Annotated in this window: 19 protein-coding genes; 7 read left to right on the forward strand and 12 right to left on the reverse strand. The window is 47.0% G+C overall.

Annotated elements, in window-relative coordinates:
- Positions 1-20 precede the first annotated feature (20 nt).
- From QSJ47_RS02190 to QSJ47_RS02215, 6 genes are all read left to right on the forward strand, one after another.
- A complete protein-coding gene (locus QSJ47_RS02190) occupies positions 21-671 on the forward strand; it encodes a hypothetical protein (protein ID WP_285602277.1) in 651 nt (216 codons plus the stop codon).
- Between the two features lies 1 nt (position 672).
- Complete coding sequence (locus QSJ47_RS02195; RefSeq protein ID WP_285602278.1) at positions 673-1,299, forward strand: 6-pyruvoyl trahydropterin synthase family protein; 627 nt, start codon at positions 673-675, stop codon at positions 1,297-1,299.
- Positions 1,296-2,024 (forward strand): 7-carboxy-7-deazaguanine synthase QueE, encoded by a 729-nt coding sequence (locus QSJ47_RS02200; RefSeq protein WP_285602279.1) that lies wholly within the window; start codon positions 1,296-1,298, stop codon positions 2,022-2,024. Before QSJ47_RS02195 ends, QSJ47_RS02200 begins: the two co-directional genes overlap by 4 nt.
- Positions 2,024-3,328, forward strand: coding sequence for a DHH family phosphoesterase (locus QSJ47_RS02205; protein WP_221272088.1), 1,305 nt, complete (start codon positions 2,024-2,026; stop codon positions 3,326-3,328). The genes QSJ47_RS02200 and QSJ47_RS02205 overlap by 1 nt, the downstream gene beginning before the upstream one ends.
- On the forward strand, positions 3,325-3,645 hold the full coding sequence (locus tag QSJ47_RS02210; protein ID WP_285602280.1) for a single-stranded-DNA-specific exonuclease: 321 nt from the start codon (positions 3,325-3,327) through the stop codon (positions 3,643-3,645). Before QSJ47_RS02205 ends, QSJ47_RS02210 begins: the two co-directional genes overlap by 4 nt.
- 62 nt (positions 3,646-3,707) lie before the next feature.
- Entirely contained in the window at positions 3,708-4,160 is a 453-nt protein-coding gene (locus QSJ47_RS02215) for a DMT family transporter (protein ID WP_221272090.1), read from the forward strand.
- Between the two features lie 531 nt (positions 4,161-4,691).
- Here the strand turns inward: QSJ47_RS02215 and QSJ47_RS02220 are convergent.
- The 4 genes from QSJ47_RS02220 to QSJ47_RS02235 all read right to left on the reverse strand — a co-directional run bounded on the left by QSJ47_RS02220 (position 4,692) and on the right by QSJ47_RS02235 (position 9,534).
- Entirely contained in the window at positions 4,692-5,486 is a 795-nt protein-coding gene (locus QSJ47_RS02220) for an HpaA family protein (protein WP_221272091.1), read from the reverse strand.
- Between the two features lie 110 nt (positions 5,487-5,596).
- Positions 5,597-6,712 (reverse strand): metallophosphoesterase, encoded by a 1,116-nt coding sequence (locus QSJ47_RS02225; protein ID WP_285602281.1) that lies wholly within the window; start codon positions 6,710-6,712, stop codon positions 5,597-5,599.
- Between the two features lie 12 nt (positions 6,713-6,724).
- Complete coding sequence (locus QSJ47_RS02230; RefSeq protein WP_285602282.1) at positions 6,725-8,329, reverse strand: ABC-F family ATP-binding cassette domain-containing protein; 1,605 nt, start codon at positions 8,327-8,329, stop codon at positions 6,725-6,727.
- Positions 8,330-8,364: 35 nt separating this feature from the next.
- The gene (locus QSJ47_RS02235; RefSeq protein WP_285602283.1) at positions 8,365-9,534 is read right to left on the reverse strand and encodes an MFS transporter; all 1,170 of its coding nucleotides are present in this window, start codon (positions 9,532-9,534) and stop codon (positions 8,365-8,367) included.
- A 159-nt stretch (positions 9,535-9,693) separates the two neighbouring features.
- On the opposite strand from QSJ47_RS02235, the gene ccoG reads away from it, so the two are divergent.
- Entirely contained in the window at positions 9,694-11,127 is a 1,434-nt protein-coding gene (ccoG, locus tag QSJ47_RS02240; protein ID WP_221272095.1) for a cytochrome c oxidase accessory protein CcoG, read from the forward strand.
- A 70-nt stretch (positions 11,128-11,197) separates the two neighbouring features.
- Here ccoG and QSJ47_RS02245 read toward each other — a convergent pair whose 3' ends face one another.
- The 8 genes from QSJ47_RS02245 to rnhA all read right to left on the reverse strand — a co-directional run bounded on the left by QSJ47_RS02245 (position 11,198) and on the right by rnhA (position 18,014).
- Positions 11,198-11,785: a hypothetical protein gene (locus QSJ47_RS02245; protein WP_221272096.1), complete on the reverse strand. Its 588-nt coding sequence runs from the start codon at positions 11,783-11,785 to the stop codon at positions 11,198-11,200.
- Positions 11,786-11,817: 32 nt separating this feature from the next.
- Positions 11,818-12,546 carry an outer membrane protein gene (locus QSJ47_RS02250; protein WP_221272097.1) on the reverse strand — a complete coding sequence of 243 codons (729 nt, stop codon included), beginning with the start codon at positions 12,544-12,546 and terminating at the stop codon, positions 11,818-11,820.
- An 80-nt stretch (positions 12,547-12,626) separates the two neighbouring features.
- Complete coding sequence (locus tag QSJ47_RS02255; protein WP_285602361.1) at positions 12,627-13,925, reverse strand: (Fe-S)-binding protein; 1,299 nt, start codon at positions 13,923-13,925, stop codon at positions 12,627-12,629.
- A gap of 10 nt (positions 13,926-13,935) precedes the next feature.
- Complete coding sequence (hemN, locus tag QSJ47_RS02260) at positions 13,936-15,303, reverse strand: oxygen-independent coproporphyrinogen III oxidase (protein WP_285602284.1); 1,368 nt, start codon at positions 15,301-15,303, stop codon at positions 13,936-13,938.
- A gap of 2 nt (positions 15,304-15,305) precedes the next feature.
- Positions 15,306-15,806, reverse strand: a complete 501-nt coding sequence (locus QSJ47_RS02265) for a DUF2603 domain-containing protein (protein WP_221272099.1) — start codon at positions 15,804-15,806, stop codon at positions 15,306-15,308.
- A gap of 35 nt (positions 15,807-15,841) precedes the next feature.
- A complete protein-coding gene (gene aroC, locus QSJ47_RS02270) occupies positions 15,842-16,918 on the reverse strand; it encodes a chorismate synthase (RefSeq protein ID WP_285602285.1) in 1,077 nt (358 codons plus the stop codon).
- Positions 16,915-17,583, reverse strand: coding sequence for a ribonuclease III (gene rnc / locus QSJ47_RS02275; protein WP_285602286.1), 669 nt, complete (start codon positions 17,581-17,583; stop codon positions 16,915-16,917). The genes aroC and rnc overlap by 4 nt, the downstream gene beginning before the upstream one ends.
- A complete protein-coding gene (gene rnhA / locus QSJ47_RS02280; protein ID WP_221272102.1) occupies positions 17,577-18,014 on the reverse strand; it encodes a ribonuclease HI in 438 nt (145 codons plus the stop codon). Before rnhA ends, rnc begins: the two co-directional genes overlap by 7 nt.
- Positions 18,015-18,019 lie beyond the last annotated feature (5 nt).

Below are 18,019 nucleotides of genomic sequence, written 5' to 3' on the forward strand. Positions count from 1 at the left end.
CTTATAGTAGAATGGGGTTTATGAAAACAAAACACCTTTTTTTGTGGTTGTTGCCTATAGTCTTTCTCTTTAGCGGTTGCCACCGCTTGAACATGGGCTATTTCTCTGAGGTGCGTGGGGGGTATATCTTTAATGTCAGCTCGCCCACGGTGGTGGTCTACAACAAGGAGGACATGGTAACCTCCTTTTACATCCAGCTCATCATCTACGACTTGCAAGAGCTCGGTTTTTACAATGTCTTTAGCATGCTTGAATACCCCCCTGCTAAAGCCAAAAATGTCATTTACGCCCAAGTGGTGCGTAACATCTCTGCCGTGCCTGTGCTCGCCTACCACTACACCCTCATAGACAGAGCTAAGAGCAACCATTGTTATTGGCATGAAGGGCAATTTTATTGCGCCAAAATCCCCACAGACTACTACGCCATCAATGGCTTTTCGGCGTATTCTAAAATGTTGGCTGGGTCGCATTTCATTTTAGACTGGTGGGACAACATTTTAAACAAGCGGGTGCTTTACATTGACGGGAGTGTGAGCGGGAACACCTGCGGGTATGACCGCTTGTATGAAGAGCTCATCTCTAACACCATCGGGCGCATAGACTTCACCAGGTCGGAGCATTACCGCTACTACCACCAACTCCCCATTTACCAGCCCTGCTATAGGCGTTAAAATGCAAATCCGCCGTTTGTTTAACTTCTGTGCGAGCCACATCGTGCGTAACTGCACTTCTAGGCGGTGCGCCACGAGCATACACGGACATAACTACCAAGTGGAAGTCTTTTTAAAAGCACACAAGCTAGACAGAGCGGGCATGGCCTTAGATTTTGGGATTTTTAAAAATGAAATCGCAAGCTTCGTTGACGCATTTGACCACGCACATCATTTTTGGGACAAAGAAGCCGTAGGCTTCCAAAGTTTTATCATGGACACTTGCGAACGCCATGTGAAACTGAGCTTTAACCCAAGTGCCGAGCATTACGCTTTAATGTTCCACCTTTTCATCAGCGCGATTTTAGAGGCAACAGAACTACACAACGACGAGGCGGTGAAAGTCTGCTCTGTGAGAGTGCATGAAACCAGCTATGGCTACGCCCAAAGTGAGGCAGAGGATTTAAGTAACCCCGACTTAATGGGGGCAATCTCTTTAGAGGGCGTGGTGTTTTCCCCCGCCGTTTTAAAAGACATGCCAAATCCAAAACTCTTAGAGCAGCTTTTAAATTACCACCAAGCCAAAGAAAACGCCCAAGTCATGCCTAAAAAACCCTTCTCTAGCCCCCTACCCCTAGCCCAAATATGAGCCTACCCCTAGTCGAAACCTTTTACAGCTTGCAGGGCGAGGGCTCTTGTGTGGGGCAACCGAGTGTGTTTATCCGCTTAGGGGGGTGCAATTTTAAATGCGTGGGCTTTGGAGTGCGGGCAAATATTGAGGGGCAAGAGCTTGTGGGCTGTGATAGTATCTACGCTGTGCGCCCCAATTCTAAATGGCAATATCTAAAGAGTGCCAAAGAGCTTTTAGACAAACTCCCCGCCTTTAACTCTAAACACTTGCCTTTAATCGTGCTCACCGGGGGTGAGCCAAGCCTGCATTTTAAAAACCCTATTTTGCTAGAGGCGTTGCAAATTTTGCAGACAAAAGGGCATGAACTTTGGGTTGAGAGTAATGGGAGTGTGTTGTTTGACTTTAGCCCGCCCTTAGATTCTCTGCACTTTACCCTAAGCCCCAAGTTGGCCTTTAGTGGCGAGCAAACCCCCCTAAAGCCCTTGCAACACATCTTAGACAACGCCCTAGAAGTGGTGTTTAAATTCGTGCTAAAAAGCCCTGAAGATATACAAGAAGTGCAAGCCTTGCTAAAAAGGTTGCATTTTAAAAAGCCCCCCTTAGTCTATCTCATGCCCCTAGCCACAGATCAAGAGAGCTTACAAGAGGGTTTAGAGAGTTTAGTGGCCGTGTGTTTAGCGCATGGCTACTCTTTAGGCCAAAGGCTACACATACAGCTTTGGGGCAACACACCGGGGCGCTAATGTTAGAGGCATTTAGGGCGCACATTGAGAGCATTAGCAAAGAGGACGGCACGCATAAATTTAGCCTTGATAGTGTGCTAGAAATGGGCGAGGGGCACAAGGCGTTAGAGCTTTTAGCCCACGCCTTAAAAGAGCAAAGGCAAATCATTATCGGGGGGGATTACGATTGCGATGGCATGAGCGGGACAGCCCTAGCCCTATACTTCTTTAAAGAGGTGCTGCACTACCCCAAAGTCAATTACATCATCCCCAGACGCAACATAGACAGCTATGGCATGAGCGTAGAACTCTTACAAGCCTACGCCCATCAAGAACGCTTAGTGAAAATCCACTACAACGCTAAAGGGCAAAGCTTAGGGGGCAAGCCCCTAAACTTTAAGGATAGTCTATTCATCACCATAGACAATGGGGCAACCATCCCCGATGAGGTGTGCGCCTTTTTACACGCCCACAACACGCCTTTAATCTTAAGCGATCACCACGAATTTTTGGAGGGGCGTATCCCCGCTTGCGATGCCTTTGTGCATCCACTTTTAGGCGACAAGCATCCCTTTAAAGGCATTAGCGGGGCGTGCGTGGGGTATTTGCTCTTGCTCGCCTATGCCAAGCACACCAAGGTGAAAATGCGCCTAGACCATTTGCAATATTTACAAGTCTTAGCCGGGCTTAGCACCATAGGCGACATGATGGATTTAAGTATGCCCTACAACCGCCAACTGGTGCAGCGCATGGACCACACCCTAAAGAGCGCCATGCCAAATTCACTCAAAGCCCTATACTTAGCCCAAAAATACCAAAACCCCTATAAACTAAGCACCCTAGCGTGGGACATCATCCCCTTGATCAATGCCGTGGGGCGGCTCGATGGCATTGAGGGCTTTTGCCATTGCAATTTAGTCGTGGATTTACTCGCCACAAGGGAGGCTAACCCTACTTACGCCGTGCTTTTAGTGCAGACCAATCAAAAACGCAAAGAGTGTATCCAAGAGATTAAAAAAAACCTACAACCCACACAAAAAGGCGCACTCATCTATGCGGGCGGGCAAATCCCTAGAGGGGTTTTAGGCATGCTCGCTAACCAATTCTTAGAAATGGGGGGCAAGCTGTCTTTGTGTTGGCGGTTTGAAAACACAAGCATAGAAGTGTCCTTGCGCTCTAAAGAGACGGATTTAATGCAAGCCTTAGCCCAATTAAAAGAGCAGGGCGTGAGCGTTCAAGGCGGGGGGCATAAGCAAGCCTGCGGGCTTGTGTTTGAAACCCAAGATGACTTTAAGCACGCCCTAGAGATTTTAAGCACGCTATGACCTTTAAAGCCCCCCATTTAGAAGTGTTTTTCAATACTGAGTTTTTAGAGCTTTATGCCAAGGGCGAGCCTTATGGGGTGGGCAATCCCACGCCTTTATTTGAGGTTTGCGCCCCCTTAAAATCGTGGCGTTTTTTGGGGCGCACCAAGCAGCATGTAGAGCTCATCTTAGAGGATCACACCGCCCTGTTGGTGTGTAAGTGGTGGTTTTGCCCTAAGGAGCACCATATCCACTTTCGCCCCCAAAGCCCCCTAACTTTAGTGGGTGAATTTGACCCCTTTGACAAGGAATTAAAATGCCTAGAGATGAAAATTTGATTAAAATTTATTTAAAGTTCAAATGTTAAGGTCTCCTTATACACACAATTAAGGGGTTGTTAATGTTTTATATTTTTGCACTCTTAGCCGGCATGGCCCTCGCTTTGCAAGCCCCCATCAACGCGGCTTTAGCTAGAGATATGGGGGGTGTAAGTGTCTTTGCGGCGTTCTTTTCGTTTTTGGTGGGGACTTTATGTCTCTTAGTCTTAGTAAGGGTGTTTCACCAAATGGGCAGCGATACTCTAAAACTCTTATTCCATCAAGAGTGGTGGAAGTTTATCGGTGGTCTTTTGGGGGCTTTTGTGGTGTTTACGACCATCACCAGCGCACCCAAAATTGGGCTAGCCCCCATGCTCGTCTTTTTACTCGTGGGGCAGTTGTGTATGGGCTTATTCTTAGACTCCATTGGGGCTTTTGGCTTGGCGCAAAAAACCATCAGCCTATTTAAACTTCTAGGCCTCACACTCATCATTTCTGGGATTGTGGTCTTTTTTTATAAGGATATTTTTAAATAATGGGGGTTAGATTTGCAAATCTCCAACTTTGAGCCCAATCGAATTAATCGCCTTTTGGTTATCTATGCTTTTAGTGCTAGCACACCACATATAGGACAAAATTAAAATTGCCCGACACTCATTGAAGCGCATAAAACGCTACATGGCACTAATTTGTGTTGCATGGCTTGGTAACGGAGTTTTAACCATAAATCCGTCTCTTCTTTGGAAAAACTTGTGTGTCCTATTGGACCATACAAATAAAAGCCGCCAAGTGGGATAAATCCACCGCCGCCACCAACCTAACTTGCCATAATGTAAATACTCAAAAAAGACAAGCCTTGTCAAACCCCAAGACTTGTTAACACTCCCTAGACTCTCCTTAGAAACCATCACTTTTATATCCTTGTTGTGGGCGGACAATAACATCTAAAGGGGTAAACATGGCTTATTAAGGGTTTTGGGGGTTTAGCATGGCAAGTAGGGACTTTAGGATTTTTGGCACGGCTTGCGCCTTGCTTAACCTGCTTGGTTTAGCTGTGTTGGCTCAATTTATTTTCTAATCTGATCGATCACTTGCCTGTATTGCTTTAGATTAGAGTGTTGCGCCCAAGAGATCACTCTTTCTAACACCACTTTATACACCTTATTGAGAATCCTATGGACAGCATCGTCATGATTTTTATCCATAGGGCCACCCAAGTCGGCATCGTTTGCATTGTTTGCAGTGTCGCCGAGACTGACAGAGCCAGCCCCCGCAAACCCACTTAAGATGACCGATTCTTGAAAGTTGGAGTAAGTGATGGCGTGTTCTGCGCCGATATTGATGGCGATATTGTGGGTTGTGCGCCCTGTTTTGGGCTCAATGAATTGTAAAATCACCGCCCCCGCGCTCTGCGCTGCTTGTGTTTGCGTGTTGGGATCTTGTGGGTTTTTGGTGTCAATGTTAGTCTCTTCTAAAATGCCTATCCACCCCTTGATTTTTAATAGAGAGTAGATGACATTTTTTTGTGTGGGTGTAAAATCCTTGGCGGATGCAATGCGTATAACGGTGTAGCCTTTTCTTTGGAGAATCTCTTGGACCTGTGTGGCTAGGGCGTTTTGGAATTTTGCGATGTAAGGTTGGACATTTTCATCAGCTTGGATATGCGGGGTTAAAATGGCGGTGATGTGGTCATTTGGAGGCTCTTGGCCAATGTGGATGGGGTAGTTAAAGTTGATAGGAGTTGCGCTCTTTGCGTGTGGTTGGTTGCTTGCGGCTTGTGTTCCCGTGTCTGTTGCACAGCCTGAGAGTGCTAGGGAGATCCCCATGAGTGTTGATAAAATGCCCTTTATGTGTTTTTGCATAAAATCCCCCATTTGAGATGGTTAGAAACTAGATATTGTAAGTTATTAATCAATAATTTAAGTTTAAACCGGGCTAAAAAGCCCCGACTTGCCGGGCTGCCGCACAACTTCTAAACCCTAGCTTGATTTTCAGGTTCTAGATGGATGGACACGATTTCGCTCTTGGTGAGGATACGCACAGGGGGTCCCCAAAAGCCACAACCGCTGCTCACGATCATCTGGCAATCTTTTAAATGGTAATGGCCGTAGAGATATTTTTGATCCAGCCACACCAAGAGGCTAAAGGGGAAGATTTGCCCTGCATGGGTGTGTCCGCATAAAAGCAAGTCGGGTTTTTGCTTTAAATGTGTGAGGGATTTGGGTTGGTGGGAGAGTAAAACACTGGGTAGATTGGGGTTGATTTGGGTAAATGGAGTCTTAAAATCGGGCTCAAAATGTTTAAAGCGATACCCCATGAGATCATTCACCCCCATTAAATTAAGCCCAGCTACTTGGACGCTCTCATTTTGCAAGACGCGTATATGGTGTCTTTTAAACACCTCAATGAGAGCGGTCGCCCCGTGGTAATACTCGTGGTTGCCTAGCACATAATACACGCCGTGCTTGGATTGGATGTCTTTAAGCGGCGCTAAATCCTCTTGCACCAACTTAGCCCTTAAATCCGCTAAATCCCCCACAATCACGACTATATCTGGGTTAAGGGCATTGATGCGATCGACAATTTGTCGCAAGTAATCTTTTTTAAGATACGGACCTATATGTGCATCGCTGATCATGGCTAGATGGAGGGCTTGTTTTAAATTCTTAAGCTTGACACGGCGTTTTGTGATCGCAAGATGGGTTGCGTTGTAAAAGCCCTTAGTGATTGAGCTAAAGAGCCAAAAAATCACGCCTAGATCAAAGAATTTTTTAATGGCTTGTCGCCTCTTAAGGTCGGTATTTTGGGGCGTGGTTTTGAGGATCAGCAGATGTAAGAGCAAGAGGCACGCCATGATAAAGCTGGTGGCCATGCTAATCCCACCTATGGCATACAAGACAATCCTAAATTCCCCGAAGACATTAGGGATCATCCCGCGCTGTATGAATAAAAAGAAAATTTCAAAAACATATAAGGCAATGGGGATCAAGCGTAAAGAGGGGTATGTAAATTTCCTTAAACGCACATAATTAAAGCTATTGAGCAACAAAAAGACAGCTAAAAAGATGATTGTAAAAGAGGTGTGCATTTAATCACCGCACTAAGCCCCCTTGCTGGCCAAATACTCTTCATAACTCCCCTTAAAGTCGATCACTTTTGCGCCCTTGTTTGTGGGGACAAGCTCAATAATTCGATTCGCATAAGCGCTGATAAGCTCTCTATCGTGGCTCACGCAAATCACCGCCCCCTCAAATTTATACAACGCCTCGCCTAGTGCGATGATTGCTTCTAAATCTAGGTGGTTTGTGGGCTCGTCTAAGACTAAAAAATTGCCCTTTTCTAGCATGAGTTTGGATAAAACCATGCGGTGTTTCTCGCCCCCGCTTAAGGCACTCACGCTTTTTTCTTGCTCCGCGCCACTAAAGAGCATCCGCCCTAAAGCGTTTCTCACCTCGCCGCTTTCAATCTTTTTATTGAAGTTAAAGAGCCATTGATATAGGCTTTCCTCCCCTTGGATGCTCTCGCTCACATCTTGGGGGAAGTAGCCCCTTTGCACCGTTGCCCCCCACTTCACGCCCCCACTATCTGGACGCATTTCCTCCACCAAAATTTTACACAGCGTGCTTTTACCCACGCCATTAGGCCCGATCAAGGCGATTTTATCTTTAGGGGCGATTTTTAGGCTCACATTTTTAAGCACCGCTAAATCCCCATAGGCCTTAGAAACGTGGTTGCACTCTAAAGCTTCGTTGCCGATCGTGCGGCTTGGCTTAAAAAGAATGCTCGGATCGCGTCTGCTAGAAACTTCTATGCTTTGGATGTCTAGCTTGTCTAATTGCTTTTGGCGGCTGGTGGCTTGGCGCGCCTTGCTCGCATTGGCTGAAAAGCGGGCGATGAATCGCTCTAGCTCCTCTTTTTCTTTAAGCTTTTTGTTGCGCTCCGCCTCTTTTTGTTTGGCAATGAGTGTAGAAGCGATGTACCAATCATCATAGTTTCCGCTAAACTCCCTAAGTGTGCCAAAGTCTAAATCTAAAATATGGGTGCAGACGGCGTTTAAAAAGTGGCGGTCGTGGCTGATGATGACCATTGTCCCCTCGTGGCGTTTTAAATTCTCTTCTAGCCACGCAATGGCGTTTAAATCTAGGTTGTTGGTGGGCTCATCTAAGAGTAAAATATCGGGCTTTGGAAAGAGCACTTGGGCTAAAAGGATTTTAAATTTATCGCTGCTGGGCAGGCTTTTCATTAAATCGTTGTGGCGGCTGGCGGGGATACCTAAATCCTCTAAGATTTTCTCCACCACCACTTCGCACTCATACAAGGGGTCTTCTTGGACGCAAATCATTTCTAGCTCGGCTAGCCTCTCATTCACCTTATCATCGCTCAAATCCGCCTCTGTGTAGAGTTTTTCTTTCTCTTTTAAGGCGTTGTATAAAATTTTATTCCCCATTAAAACCGCATCTTTTAAGCTAAACTCTTCAAAAGCGTATTGATCTTGGCCTAGCACCCCTAATTTTAGCCCCGCATTGACGCTCACTTCTCCGCTGCTAGGCTCGATCTGTCCGGCTAAAATCTTTAAAAAGGTGCTTTTGCCCGCCCCATTTGCCCCGATGAGCCCGTAGCGTTTGTGTGCGTCTAGTTTGAGATTGACATTTTCAAAAAGTTTTTTAGTGGCATAACGCATGCCAAGTTGGGTTGTTTGTAACATCAATAAAGTCCTGTGTATTTTTGCTTCAAGTATAGCTATTTTTGGTGAAAATAGGCTTTTTTGAGCCCAAAACTTAAGAAACTAAAGGCACTTAAAGCAAACAAGGCGGCGCAAATGCCGTTCATGTCAATGCTGATATAGCGCGCCACGAGTCCGCCCATCAAAGACGCAAAGGTGATCCCCACATTGAACGAGGCTTCATTGAGCGCGATCGTGCTGTTAGGCGTGTCCGGCGTGAAGGTGCGGGCTAAATGACCGCTTAGCATTTTTAAAGGCGCAATGCACGCAAAGCCAAAGAATCCAAAGGCCATGGCGTTAAACGCCACAACGGGCTTAGGCAAATGGTAACTAAAACTCATCGCAACCAAGGCGAACACTTGCATGCTAAGCAAAAAACGCAGGGCGGCAAACGAGCCCCTTAAATCCGTGAGCTTGCCCCCAAAGAGATTGCCCAGCATTGCCGCCACGCCGTAGTAAAGGTAAATATTGGTAATGCTTTCAACACTAAAGCCGTGCTTTTCAAGCAAAACGCGCATGTAGATATAGACCACAAACATAGACCCGCACGAAAAAGCCGTAACTAAAAAGCCCTTGTATAGGGGAGGGAAGTTAAAAGCCACCCCCAGGTTTTTAAAGTTAGCCGGCTTGCTAGAAAATTTGGGCAAGACAAACAACGCCAAAAGCGCAGCCACAGCAGCCAAAAAAGCCACCAAGAGAAAGGGGGCTAGTAGCCCGAAGTGCTTTGCCACCAAAATCCCCAAAGGCACGCCCGTAACTAAAGCCACGGTGAGCCCGCTTGCCATAAGGCTCATCGCCATGCTGGTTTTAGACTTGGGGGCGGCTTTAAGGCACACAAGCGTGGCGATCACAAAGAACAAGCCGTGCATTAATCCCCCGATAAAGCGGGCGATGAGCGCACTCATAAAGCTGTGGCTAAAGAACATTAAAGCGTTGGAGAGGGCAAAAACCCCTAGGGTGAAAATGAGTTGGTTGCGGTAGTTGAAACGCGAGATGAGCACGCTCACAATGGGCGCACCGATCACCACACCTAGGGCGTAAAGCGTGGCTAAGTTGCCCGCCTCGCTCACCGACACCCCATAAAAGCTACTAAGTTTAGGCAAAATCCCTGAGACCAAAAACTCCGCCACACCCAAGCAAAAGCTAGAGAGGGCAAGTAAAGACACAATCCTCAAATAATGCCGCATCGCACACCTCCAAAAAAATCGATGGATAAATTGAATAGATGGATAAGCGGGCATTCTAACACAATCTAGCTGATCCTAAGAAACACCCCGAAATATTTAATCATCCTTAAACAATCTTTGCTACCATGCGCCTATTGCTCCAATAAGGATTTTTATACAATGGATTTACAGAACTCTGTAAAAGGGGCGGACAAAAGCCATTATTTCCGCCAGTCTTTCCGTTTAAAACGCTATATAGTGGCGATCGTCATAACTATTTTTGCGATCGGTGTGCCCTTTATCCATATAGGTGAGGGGCAAGTCTTTTTAATCTCTTTCGAGCATAGACAAATCCATTTGCTTGGCAAGATTTACAGCGCACAAGAAATGTATTTAATGCCTTTCTTGGTGATTTTTCTCTTTATATTCATCTTTTTCATCACTTCTATGCTTGGGCGGGTGTGGTGTGGGTGGGGTTGTCCGCAAACGATCTTTAGAACGATCCACAGAGATTTGATTGAAACTAAGATTCTAGGCTTGCACGCTAAGATCAGCAACAAGCAACGCCCCACGCCCAAAACCCCGAGCAATCGGCTTAAAAAGATTGTTGGGCTTTTTCTCTTTGCCCCCGTGCCCATTATGTCGATGGCAGTGTTATTGTTCTACTTTGTCCCCCCCCATGAGTTCTTTAGCCACCTAGCCCACCCTGCCGACAACGCCCTGCTCATTGGCATTTGGGCGGTTTTAAGTGCGGTGGTGTTCTTTGACATTGTGGTGGTCAAAGAGCGTTTTTGTATCTATCTATGCCCCTATGCACGGGTGCAAAGCGTGCTATTTGATGATGATACGCTTAATCCTATTTACGACAGCACAAGGGGCGGGGCGATTTACGATGAAAACAATGTCAAAATCCCCAGTTTGCCCCAAAAGCGCAACAAAACCAACGAATGCGTGAGTTGCAACCACTGCGTGTTGGTCTGCCCCACGCACATTGACATTAGAAAAGGCATGCAATTAGAGTGCATTAACTGTCTAGAGTGCGTGGACGCTTGCACGGTAACGATGGATAAATTAAACAAGCCGAGTTTGATCCAATGGTCTTCCACAAACGCCACAAACACGCATAGCAAGGTGAAGTTATGGCGGTCAAAGACCATCGCCTATGTGGGCGTGCTCTTAATGGTCGTGGGGGCTTTGATTGTCGGCTCGTTTAAAAAGGCTTCCATGCTTTTAGATATCACGCATGGGGGGCAACTTTATGCGATCCACAGCGATTTTGTGGACAATGGCTATGTCTTTTTGTTCCAAAACACAAGCAATAGAGCGCATGCCTATACCTTTAATGTGGACGATCCAAACATCAGCATCGTGCGCCCCAAAAACACTCTAAGCATTGAGCCACAGGGCAAACTCAAGGTCGTGGTGATCCTGCGCATGCCTTTAAAAATTGCCAAAGAAGCCTACGAGAAACACGATGTAACACATGCCAAAAAAGAGATTTTACCCATTGTGGTGAAAGCCTACAGCGTGGATAACCCCCAAATCTCCGTGCAACGAGAGAGTATTTTTATTGTTCCTAGTGCGCTAAAGCTCACTAAAACTAAAGCTCACTAGGGGGCTAGTGGCTCAACTAAGGTAAATTCAAAGACCCTTTTTAAGTGGGGCAAACCCCTACAAGGTGGCGTTAAGATTTATCCTCTTTTTCGCCCTCTGTTTTGTCCTTTAGGGATTCTTTGGTGTCCCAAGGCAGGTTGGCATTTTCAAATTGTTCTTGATAGCCCAAGATCAAATTGCGTTGGCTTTGGATGTGATAGTTTTGCGCCTTGATGGTCTGCTCCAAGTGGGCGATGCGCTCTTGTAGCTCTAAAAGATTAGAGGCACTTTCCTCAACCTCCGCACTCTCGCCCTCTAATCCCGTTTGTTTTAAACGGGCTTTGAGCCTTTCTATACACTTTTTTTGGTTCTCTAGGGCGACTTTTAAGCCCGCCACTTTGGGGCTCTCATTTCGCTGCTTCTCGTTGTTTTGTTGTTTGAGCTGCCCTAGCTCGGTTTTCACGGCTTTGAGTTTAGTCGTGATGTCGCACAATGCCTTTTGTTGGTTAGAGATTTTCCTATCTTTCTCTTGCAACCTTGCGGCAAACTGCTTTTCGATTTCAAGTTTTTCTTTTTCCAACAAAGTGCTGAAGTGGGCTTCAAAACTAGTGGCTAAGACCTCTTTAATGTCGGTCAAAGCCTTTTCCAAGATCGCTTGTAACCGCTGTGTTTCTGGCATTTTACCCCTTTTATTTTAGGGGTATTTTAGCATTAAAAGTTATAGCGGTAGCCCACATACAAGCTGTATTGGCGGCGGTAAGCGACAGACAAGTTCTTTTTGTTGAAGTAGTAGTCGTTGATCGTGGGGATTTTGATCCCAAAGTCAAACTCTTGGTGTTTGCCAATGGTGGTGCGCATCCCCAAATTAAAGAGAAATTGGAAAATGGCAGGGTCTAGGACTTGTTTAGATGTAGCGGGGTAGGCGATGTTTAGGAGCGTCCCGCCTGTGGTGTTGCCCCAAGAGTTACCCGCAATCGCCGCCCCCAAGAAAAACCCAAAGGTCACATCTTTCTTATTGATGACATCATAAAGGGTGTCAATGCCCCCGCCGTAGGTGAACATGTCGCTTATGTTAGCAAAGGTGTGATATATGGGATTGCTAGGTGTCCCTTGATTAACCAACGCATTTGCCCCAAAGACCGCATGTCCGTAGTCCATAAAGCCGTAGTAGCGCAGCCCAAACCATTTCTTTTTGCCAAAGAATTGTTTATACCCCACACTAATGCCCAAACCTTGCATCACAGCTAGGTTGGAGTAACCGCCTGCGGGCGCGGGCAGTCTGCTAAATCGGTATTTACCATGCGCGGGGTTTCCGATTTTCTGCCCCACCTGTCCAAATTCATAACTCGCACCCACGAACCACGCATTCCTCTCGGCTTGTAGTCCCGTTGCGCCAAAGACCATAGCACTCGACAAAAAGGCGTAAAGTTTTCTATTCATTTTAATCCTCTTCCTTAAGTTAAATAATTTGTGCTATTCTAGCATAATTTTTTTAACATGTGCTGTTATAAAAAATAAAGCTACGCTCCACTTAGGCTTTTGTCTAAAAGTTCTAGGGGGTGTAGGAATTGCGTGGGGGCGTTGATTTGTGCTAAAGCGTTGTTTAACTGCACCCGACACGCCGAACACTCCGCGCTCACCACCTGCGCCTTGGTGCCGACAATATCTAGGGCTTTGGGCGCACCTGCCTTTAAACTGAGCTTGTAATGCTCGCTTTGCATCGTAACTCCCCCAAAGCCACAACAGCGGTCGCTCTCTCGCATTTCTACAATTTTGTGGTTGATTTTAAGCAAACTTCTAGGCTCTTTGTAGATACCCAGCACCTTTTTAGCATGGCAAGGATCGTGATAGGTTACGCTCATGGGGCTTTGCGCTTTGGTTTCTAAATGCCTACTTAAGGGTGTTTGTGTGGCTAAAAAATGCGATGCCATTTGTAATTTGGCTTGGATCTTCTCAAACCTTTCAGCCCAAAGGGCGCACTCTTGGCTGTCCTTTAGGCTCTCGATTAAATGTTGGTAGTCTTTCTTAAGCATGCTAATGCAAGTCGCCTCAGGGACTAAAATCGCCTCCACCTCAGCGGCTAAAGTGGCTAGGCTCTCTATATTTTGTTTGGCTAAAAACCAAGCGGTGTTAAAATCCCCCGTGAAATACGCCGGCGCACCGCAACAAACTTGTTTGGGGATCGCCACGCTAAAATTGAGTTTGTCTAGCAAAGACAACAGACTTTCGCCCACCTGCGGGTAATTGTAATTGCCCAAACAGCCGATGAACAGCCCAACTTTTCTTAAAGGCTCTTTGGGCTCTAGGGGGGCTTTAGGCACAATAATGCCCCTATGGGTTTGTAAAAAACTCTTAGCCACAAAGGGGAAAAACGCGCGCTTTTGCCAAGAAAAAGAACCTTTAAAACGCCACTTTAGCTTATCCCCCTCTTGTTTAAAGGCGCAGGGCGATAGGGCGTAGCAGAGCCTAAAGACGATGTCCATGAGCCTTGGGTGTCTTAGCAAATAAAAATAGGTCCTTTTATGCCAAGTGATCCCGTGTTTGTGCGCACTCTCTAGGCGGATTTTTTCAATCATCAAATCTATGGGCAAATGGAAGGGGCAAACTTGCACGCAAGTGGTGCATAAGAAACAACTTTCAAAGATTTTTTTAAGGCTTTTATCCAGCTCTAGGCTCTCTTGTTTTACCTGCGCTATGAGGTCTAAAAAGCCTCTAGGCGAAGTGCTCTCATCCTTATGCACCCGATAAATGGTGCAACTAGGCACGCATTTAGCGCACTTCACGCATTTTTGTGTAACCTCTTGAACAGAAGCGTTAATATCAAAAGGGCTAGAGTGTTTGGCTAAATCGGCGTGCGCCACTTTGCGCCCCCAAATACGCATCAAAGACCATAGCTAAGTTGCGCACAAGCATCGCCCCCGTGGGGCTGGTCTTTAGCCCCCCCTCACTGATCGCCACCAGGCCCTCTTGTTCGTAGGGTTTGAGGGCGTTTAGCGCGTCTTTAAAATGTGTTTTAAAGTCAATGTTAAACGCCTTTTCAATACTGTGAAAATCTAGCTCTAGGTTATTCATGAGATGCATGATCACCTCTTTTCTTAGGCGATCTTCACCACTAAGCCTAACCCCCCGCTCTACGGGCAAATGCCCGCTATCTAGGGCCTGCTCGTAGCGCTTTAGGTCTTTAAAGTTTTGCGTGTAGTAGTCTTGCCCCTCGCCAATGCTCGTAACCCCCACACCAATGGTTTGGGAGAACTTTTTCGTGGTGTAGCCTTGGAAGTTGCGTCTAAGTTGCTTATTTTGCAGAGCCAAATACAGCTCGTTGTCCTTTTTGGCGAAGTGGTCCATGCCAATCATTTCATAACCATGCCCTTTTAAGAACCCGATTAAAAATTGCAACAAGGCTAGCTTTTCTTGTGGGCTGGGTAGGGTTTTGGGATCGATTTTCATGGTGTGTTTCACCCAGGGGACATGGGCGTAATTAAAGACTGCCAAACGATCGGGGTTGAGCCTTAGCACCTCTAACAAGGTCGTTTCAAAACTTTTAATGGTCTGCAAGGGCAAGCCATAAATCAAGTCAAAGTTAATAGAAGTGATCCCAAAATCCCGTGCGATTTGCACCTTCTCTTGCACCAAATCCACGCTTTGCAAGCGATTCACTGCCACTTGCACTTGTGGGTCAAAGTCTTGCACTCCAAAGCTTAAGCGGTTAAAGCCGTGCTTTTTTAACACCTGCATTTGCTCTAGGCTAAAATGCCTCGGGTCGATCTCACAGCTAAGTTCCGCGTCTTTGGCAAAATTAGAGAAGGTATTTTTAATGTTTGCAATGATGCGATCTAACTGCTCGGCGTTGTAAAAGGTGGGCGTGCCTCCGCCAAAGTGCAGCTGCACCACCTCCCTATGCGTGTCTAAATGGGATCTTAATAGCTCCAGCTCTTTAGCCAAATACCCAATGTAGCGTTCCTTCTTGCTTTGGCTATTCGTGTAAATCACGCTACAAGCGCAAAAATAGCACGCACTCTTGCAAAAAGGCAAATGGAAGTACAAAGACAGAGGGATTTGTTTATCCGCCCGCTTAAACGCCTCTAAGAGTTCCGCCTCTTGAAAGCTCGGGTTGAACTCCACGGCGGTGGGGTAGCTCGTGTAGCGCGGACCGGGCTTAGAGTAAGAAGCGTATTTGTGAAAGTCTAACTCTTGCACGGCTAAAAGGGCAAGGCCAAATTGTCAAGGTCTAGCTCTTGGCGTTTGCTCTCTAAGAACTCGGGCAGGTTGAAAAACAAATTTGGGTGTTGCTTTTTAATTTGTTTGACAAAGTCAAGCGAGCTAATTTTGGGCAAACTCCCATCCTTGCCTCTCAAGTCCTCTAACTTCTTAAACACCACCGCCATCGCATCCGCAAAGTCAATGGGTGTTAAAGTCGCCATGTCGCGCTCCAACTCCACCATGACCTTGTCCTCATACGCCCTTTGGATGACTTGCACAATGTGCTGTAACAGCACTTCAGGGATCACCACGAATTTTTGGTCTTGCTCGTCTTTGACAAACCACGCCTCTTTGGCGTTAAAGCTCCCCTCTTCTAACTCCAAAAGCACTTCTTTGGCAGAAATTTGCTTGGCTTGGACTTTATTTTGCCCGGATTCTAAACTTCTGTAAATGTCTTGCATGCCTGCCTCAGTGGTTTTTTTGCTTTTTGCTCTTGCCATGCGCACCTCTCTTTTCGGGCTATTTTAGCATAAATTCACCTTTGCCGATAAAAAGCCCGCACGCTTGAGAGCTTGGTGGGCATGTTTAAAAGCGCAAAATCCGCCACGACCAACGCCAACAAACTCTCGCAAACCACACTCCCCCTAATGGCAATGCACGGATCGTGCCGTCCTTTTAACTCTAATTTTAGGGGCTTGTTGTTTGTATTAATGGTGTCTTGCGCCTTAGCAATGCTGGCTGTGGGCTTGAAATGCACCCAAATAACTAAATCCGCCCCACTACCTATGCCGCCCAGCACCCCCCCGGCGTGGTTACTTTGAAAACCTGTGGGGCTTAAAGGGTCGTTGTAGGCACTGCCCCTTAAGCTAGCCACGCTAGGCTCGCCGATAAACACCCCTTTCACCCCATTTAAGCCCATAAACACGCCCCCCAGCCGTGCATCCAATTTATCATACAAGGGCTCGCCAAGCCCGAGTAAATGCGCCCCGCTGGCTTGCACCAAAACCACACCCCCCACGCTATCACCCTCAGCCTTTGCCTTTAAAATCGCCTCTTGTTGTGTAGGCTCTATGTCTTTATCTAGGCTAAAAATGGGGCTGGTTTTGGCGTGGCTAAAGTCTATATTTTGCGCCTCAATGCCACCCACACTAAAAACCCCGCTAAACACCTCAATGCCCAGTTCCTTTAAAAGCATTTTGGCGATCGCCCCCCCCGCAACCCGTGCCACGCTCTCCCTGGCTGAGGTGCGCCCCCCACCTCTGTAGTCGCGCACGCCATACTTCGCTAAGGCCGTAAAATCCGCATGCCCGGGCCTAAAGGCCTCTTTAACGTTGCTGTAATCCTTGCTCTTGACATTGCGGTTGTAAATGAGTAAGCCAATGGGCGCGCCCGTGCTGACCCCCTCAAAGACTCCACTCACCACCTCCACCATGTCCTCCTCTTTTCTAGGCGTGGTGTAGGCGTTCGTGCTCTTACGCCGATTCACCTCCGCCTGCAAAGCATCTAAATCGATCTTTAGCCCCGCAGGCACACCCTCTAAAACGCCCCCGATCAGCACCCCGTGCGACTCGCCAAAGGTGCTTAAGCGCAAGCAACGCCCAAGCGTGTTCACCCTATGCCCCCTGCAAGCTGGACAAACGCCTCTTTGGCACAGAGTTGTTGTGCCTCTTTCTTGCTCTTAGCCGTGCAGGTGGCGTACAACTTGCTTAAAATGAAAATTTGCATTTCAAATTGCTTGGCGTGATCGGGCCCGCTTTCGCTTTTGAGCACATAGGTGGGGATGGTTTTAAAGCGTTCTTGGGTGAGCTCTTGCAAGGCACTTTTATAATCCGTGAATAGAGCCTGCAGGGACAAATCGGGATAAGCCAAATCCAATAAATCCTGCATTAAAGCACGCACCACCTCTAGCCCGCTCTCCAAATAAACCACCCCCATCAGTGCCTCAAAAGCACTAGAGAGGATAGAGGGCTTGCTTTGCCCGTGGTTGTGCGCCTCAGCGGGGGAGACCACAATGTGTTTTTGCAAGTCTAAAAGCAACGCTAATTCATAAAACGCCTTTTCATTGACTAAAGATGCACGCATTTTAGACAAGTCCCCCTCTTGCAAGTCTTCAAAGCGTTCAAAAAGAATCTGCGCCACCGCCAAATCCAAGACGGCATCGCCCAAAAACTCTAGTCTCTCGTTGTTCGTGGGCGATTGCGTGCTTCTGTGGGTGAGGGCTTGTTGCAAGAGTCCCTCGTTTTTGAAGTGGTAGTTTAGGTTGGCAAACTTCAGCACGCTTTGGCCTTTTGTTTGTAGCTTAGGGCCTGCTCTTTGGCAAGCTTGTCGCAACGCTCGTTCTCGGCGTGTCCGTCATGCCCCTTGACCCAATGCGTGGTGATGGCGTGTGCACCTTTAAATTTTAAAAACTCTTGCCACAGATCCACATTTTTCACCTTAGCAAACTTTTTAGCCACCCACATTTTCAGCCACTCGCTAATGCCCTTACACACATAAATAGAGTCGCTGTAAAGGTGGATATTGCAAGGCTCTTTCAAGACTTTGAGCGCCTCTATGACTGCCCTAAGTTCCATGCGGTTGTTCGTGGTGTAAAGCTCCCCGCCTTTAATGATTTTCTCCATGCCCTTGTAGCGCAGAATGGAGCAGTAACCCCCAAAGCCGGGATTGCCTAAAGCCGAGCCATCGCAAAAAATTTCAATGCTTTTCATTTGAA

It is taken from the genome of Helicobacter sp. NHP22-001 (assembly GCF_030270165.1).
Lineage (GTDB): Bacteria > Campylobacterota > Campylobacteria > Campylobacterales > Helicobacteraceae > Helicobacter > Helicobacter gastrofelis.